This window comes from Actibacterium sp., assembly GCF_041584535.1.
In the GTDB taxonomy this organism is placed as follows: domain Bacteria; phylum Pseudomonadota; class Alphaproteobacteria; order Rhodobacterales; family Rhodobacteraceae; genus Actibacterium_D.
This window is the reverse complement of the sequence record NZ_JBFHDW010000176.1, coordinates 1-5559: the sequence shown is the minus strand read 5'-3', so window position 1 is coordinate 5559 and position 5559 is coordinate 1. Positions and strand designations below refer to the sequence as shown.

The 5559-nt window shown below is 64.1% G+C and carries 2 protein-coding genes; both read right to left on the bottom strand.

Translation table 11 applies throughout. The features are described 5' to 3' along the window. The coding region (addA, locus tag ABYW26_RS09620) for a double-strand break repair helicase AddA (protein ID WP_372604599.1) at positions 1–2641 on the bottom strand (2641 nt) is incomplete at its 3' end. Beyond that, positions 2631–5559, bottom strand: a 2929-nt coding sequence (gene addB / locus ABYW26_RS09615) for a double-strand break repair protein AddB (protein ID WP_372604598.1), incomplete at its 5' end; no start/stop codon positions are given. The genes addA and addB, both read right to left, overlap by 11 nt.

The window sequence follows — 5559 nt, the reverse complement described above, 5'->3', positions numbered from 1 at the left end:
GCTCGTACCAGCTGTTGCCATTGTCCAGATCGCCCGCGGCGCAGGTGATCAGCCATTGCTCGGCGCGGGTCATGGCGACGTAAAGCAGGCGGTTACGTTCATCTGCTTGCTGGGTGCTGATCGCGGCCAGCGCGTCGGTGACGATGTCGGGGCTGTTATCGGCGGTCGGTTTCCAGATCACCAGGCCATCCGGCCCGATCACCAGATTGTCGCTGTTGCGCGGTTGTCGTTTGGCGGTGTCGGGCAGAATGACGATCGGCGCCTCCAGCCCCTTGGCGCCATGCACCGTCATCACCCGGATGCGGTTGCCGGCGCTGTCCATCTGGCGCTTGATCTCGACCTCGTCGGTTTGCAGCCAGATCAGAAAGCCGGTCAGGCTGGGCACTTCGATCCGCTCATAGGCCAGTGCCTGGGACAGCAGCGCGTCAATCCCATCCTCGGCCTCGGCGCCAAGGCGGGCGATCAGGTTTTGCCGCCCGTTGTGGCGGGTCAGGATGCGTTCGATCAGATCATAGGGCCGCAGGAAATCAGCATCGCCAAGCAGGCTGTTCAGCGTCGAAAACGTCTCTGCTCCAGCCCAATTCGACTGGCGCAGCGCTGCCCACAGATAGGTGCCATTGCGGCCCGCCGCCAGACGGTAAAGATCATCCTCGGACCAGCCGAACAACGGCGATTTCAGCGCCGCCGCCAGTGACAGATCGTCTTCGGGCGTGGCCAGAAACGACAAAAGCGCGGTCAGATCCTTGACCGCCAATTCGCCCCCGACCTTCAACCGGTCCGCCCCGGCAATCGGCAGGTTTGCGGCCTTGCAGGCGCGAATGATCTCGTGAAACAGATCGGAGCGCCGTTGAACCAAGATCAGAACATCCCCGGCGCGCACCGGGCGGCGGCGGGTTTCGTCGCCGATCTTTTCCCACAGGCTTTCGGTTTCGATCATCTCGGCGATGCGCGCGGCGACCTGACCGGCCAGCCGCACAGCATGGTGTTCAGGCGAGGGCAGGTTAACGGGGTTTTCCCATTCGTCGCTTTCGGGGATGTCGATCTTTTCCACCAGCGGCCACAAATCGACCCGCCCCGGCATGTCACCATGAAACGCCCGGTGCAGAATGTCGTCGCCGATGCCGTTGCGGGCGTTTTCGTGGAACGTGTTGTCGACGACCCGCAAGATCGCCTCGGACGAGCGGAACGAATATTCCAGCTGCGTTTTTTGCAGGGCCGTGCCTTCGGGCATGCGGCTGTCGAAATGCGCGCACATCCGGTCGAATTCATCCGGGTCGGCGCCCTGAAAGCTGTAAATCGACTGTTTCTTGTCGCCGACGACAAAGATCGTGCGCGGAACGTCGTCGCGCGCCCCCTTCCCGGCGGCGAATTCGCGGCTCAGCAGGTCGATCACCTGCCATTGCAGCGGGCTGGTGTCCTGGGCTTCGTCGACCAGAATATGATCAATGCCGCCGTCCAGCCGGAACAGAACCCATTCGGCCACATCCGGGTCGGTCAACAGGGCGCGGGTTTTCAGGATCAGATCGTCGAAATCCAACCAGCCATGGCGCAGCTTGCGTGCCTCGAACTCGGCCAGAAACGGCCCGGCAAACGCGTGCAGCACAGCGGTTTTTTCGGCCGAGGCCAATGCCAGGCGCTGGTCTCGCGCCGCCTCGACGCGCCGCATCAGGTCGTTCAACGCAGGCATGCTGTTGGACAGCGCAGCGCGGGTGCCTTTGGTGGGAAAGCTGTCAATCTTGGCGGTGAACGGCCCCGCCTTCGCGGTTTTCCCGAACAGGAATTCGTCCTCAAGCGCGATAAGTTCGTCAGGGCCGGGGTTGGCGAGGTCCAGCGCGCCAAGCCTGGCCGCAGCCTTGACATCATTGCTGGACCCGGTGGCAAGCGTCGGAAGGATCGCGGCGATCAGGCTGGATTCCGAACCCAGAAATACCGACGCCATCAGGTCATTCCGGGTGAAATTCGCAGGCAGGCCAAACCCCGCCAGCACCGCATCCCTGCCAAACGGTTTGGCCAGTTCCTGTCGGCGACCGGCAACCTCTTTCGCCAGCTGGTCCAGTTCGGCACCGGTGAAATACCGCGCCAGATCGGCAAAAACACCGTTGGGATCAGCCGCCGCCAGATCGGCAAAAACACTGTTGGGATCAGCCGCCGCCAGATCGTCCAGAACATCGGCCCGCAGCCGTTTCGCGGCGCGGTCGTCCAGTTCGACATATTGCGGCGAAACACCGGCCTCTAACGGAAACCGCCGCAGGATCGAGCCGCAAAAGCTGTGGATCGTCTGAATTTTCAGGCCACCCGGCGTCTCGATCGCGCGGGCGAACAATTGCCGCGCTTTCCGCAGGGTGGCGTCGTTTGGCCGATGATCCAACCCCAGATCGCGCAGCTTTTCCTCAAGTCTGGCCTGATCCAGCATTGCCCATTCGCCAAGCCGCTTGAACAGCCGGTTCTGCATCTCGCTGGCGGCGGCTTTGGTATAGGTCAGGCACAGGATTTGCTGCGGCTGAACGCCCTCCAACAGCAGCCGCGCCACCCGGTCGGTCAAAACCCGCGTCTTGCCCGAACCGGCATTGGCCGAAAGCCATGTGGACAAGTCCGGCCGCGCGGCCTGAACCTGTCGTTCCGAAGCGGGATCACGACGCATTGCCGACCTCCTGTTCAATCGGGTCGTCGGTTTCATCCCATTCGCCATAACGCGCCAGATGGTCGTAATCACGATGCTCGTCACGTTTGAAAATCGCCCGGCGCGAGGCATAGCCCTGTGTGCGCTGGGCGTATTGGTCGATCAACGCCCCCAGCCGGTCCAGCGTTTCATCCGCAAGACCGGAGCGGAGTTGGTTTTTCCCCTCGCCGGATTTCGAGCCAAGCCCGATATAGGCGGCATGGCTGACCTCGGTCGCGGCGATTTCGCCAAACCCGGCGCGTTCGGCAATCGCGGCCTCAAGCAGCAATTGCTTGTCAAAATACAGCACCTGCTTGTCGGTCGGAGGCGCGCCGGTTTTGTAATCGTAAATCGCCAGCGTGGCATCGTTCAGCAGGTCAATCCGGTCAGCCTCGGCCGTCAGACGAAAGCCGTTGTCCAGAACGACCGCGCCCTTGACCTCAAGCGCGGCGGGCGTGCCGCGCGACCGGCGGCTGGCCTCTTGCGTCAGGAATTCGTCGGCCACGCGCTCAAGCCGCGCCCGCCAAAGCGCGCGCGCAGCGGGCCACGGCGCCATCTCGCTTAGCACCCTGTCGGCGATGTCCATCAGATCGGCATTGGCGATCTGCGGGTCGGGGTTTACGCCAGCCTCAACGAAAAGCTCCATGATTTTATGCAGGATGATACCGCGCAACGGCGGGTCGGGCTGTTGTGCCAGCGGGTCCAGCGCGCGCAGGCCAAGAATGGTTTCGGCATAGATCGCGTAAGGGTCGCGGATCAGCGTTTGAATGCGTGTGACCGACAGTTTTTCCGGGCGCGCCTCGACCGGCGGGCAGGGTGCGGGCCGGTGGGCGGGCGGAATTTGCGCCGCCGGGGTGTCGATCTGTGCCGCCAGCTTTAGGCATTCCTCGCCGCGCGCCCGCATGGCTTGCAGCGCTTCACGCCCGCCTTGACGTTCCAGCCCATCCAGCAGGTTGGTCAGCCGGTTCAACCAGCGCGAGGCGACGGTTTCCGCTTCGGCATCGCGGATGGCGCGGGTCAGGACGACCTCGCGGGCGGCGACGGCCTGCTGGAAATCGTGCGCCGACAGGCCGATCCGCCGTTCGGGCAGCAAAAGCCCCAGATTTGCGCGCATTTCCCGGTTCAACCACGGATCGGGCGCGGGAATTTGTGGCCAGCTGCCTTCGTTCAGACCGCCAAGAATGACCAGATCCGCACCCTGAACGCGGGCCTCAAGCGTGCCCCAGATCATCACGCCGGGATGTGGACTGATCGGATCGCGGACCTCTTCGCGGGACAAAACGGCGTAAAGCAGATCGCTGAACTCAACAGGCGACAACAGCCCGCCATGCCCGGCCTCGGTGCGCAGCTCGTCCAAAACGGCGGCGGATTTTTCACCGGCGGGCTTTAGCCACAACGCACCGCTGCCCGCGGCGCCCGGCCCGGCGGCCAAGGCGTTCGCCAGCGCGATATGCCGGTCACAATGGTCAGAAAGCGGCACTATTACAGCCGAATCCAGCCCGGCCAACAGATCACCCAGCCACGCGGCCCAGCCCGCGCGCCCGTCGTCCTGTTTCTTTTTCGCGGCCCACGTGGTCAGCGCCCCGGCATCGGGGAAAGCGACCGAATAGCGCCGGACATGCAGCTCCAACTCGCGAGTCCACAACAGATGCGGGCCGCGAATGTCAGCGGTCGAGGCGGTTAGCGGATGCTTAAGCAGCGCCAGCAACGCCTCGGCCGTCAGTTTTTGACCGAACAGATCCGCCACCTGCCGCAAGAACCGGCCCGGCGCGGACAATTGCAGCGGTTGACCGGCGCTGTCATCGGGTTCGATCCGCCAACGATCCAGCGCGGCGGTGACCTGACGGGTCAGCATGCGGTCGGGCGTGATCAGTGCGGCGATCTGACCGTCCTCGGCCGCTTTGCGCAGGCGCAGGGCGATCGCGGTTGCCTCGGCCCGGGGCGAGGGCGCTTCGATCAGGGTCAGGGTTTCGGTCGCTTGGGCGATATCGGTCAGGTTGCGACCTTCGTCCAGCCATTGATCCGTAACCGGCGCCGGGCGCAGCGCCAGCGAAATCAGGCGGTTTCGGGCTGGATTAGGCTCGGAATCTGCAATCCAGGGCCGGGTGTCGGTGGGGTGCAGGTCCAGCCGGTCAGCAAGGCGGCGGAACCGGAATTGCGGGTGATCCTCTGATTCCAGCACCCGGTCCAGACCGTCCCAGACCTTGGCGGGCAGGGTGAAATCAAAGCCGGGCAAAACCACCGCGCCCTGCGGCAATTGTGCGACTGCGGCCATCAGCATTGCCGTCGGCCCGCGCGACCCGGTTGAACCGGCGATAATGACGGGATGTTTGGGCGGGGCCGATTGCCATTCTTGGCAAAGCTGCTCAGCGGCCAGCCGGTTGCGGGCCTCGGCCGCCAGACCTTCGGGCGCGGCGGTGTCGAAATAGTGCTCGACAAGGGTGATAAAGCTGCGCGTGCGAGCCCAGTGCGCCGACAGGTGGCTGACATCCAGATCATGCAGAGCGGCGGGCGCGACGCCTTCGCTTTGCATTTCGGCCATCAGGTCGGCCAGGCTGTCGGCCAGATCGAAGGTCGCGGTGCGCGCGGCAAGGTCCGGCTGGGCGTCCAGCAGTTTGCGGATCAATTGTGCAAGCTCCAGCCGCAACCGCAGCGGCGGCGCGGCAGGGGGCAGCAAAGCCTGATCGCCCAGCGATGACACCAGCCGGATTTGCGGCAGAAACCGCGCCGGACCCGCCGCCAAAAGGTCGATCAGTCGCCGCCGCATCCGTTGGGTGTTCACATAGATTTCGACTTGCGCCCATGCCTCGGGCGGGTGTGGTTTTAGTCTCTGTTCCAGCCCAATCAGCAGATCTTTGGCAAAATCGGCACCGGGGGGCAGGCCGAACAGGCGCGGGCCG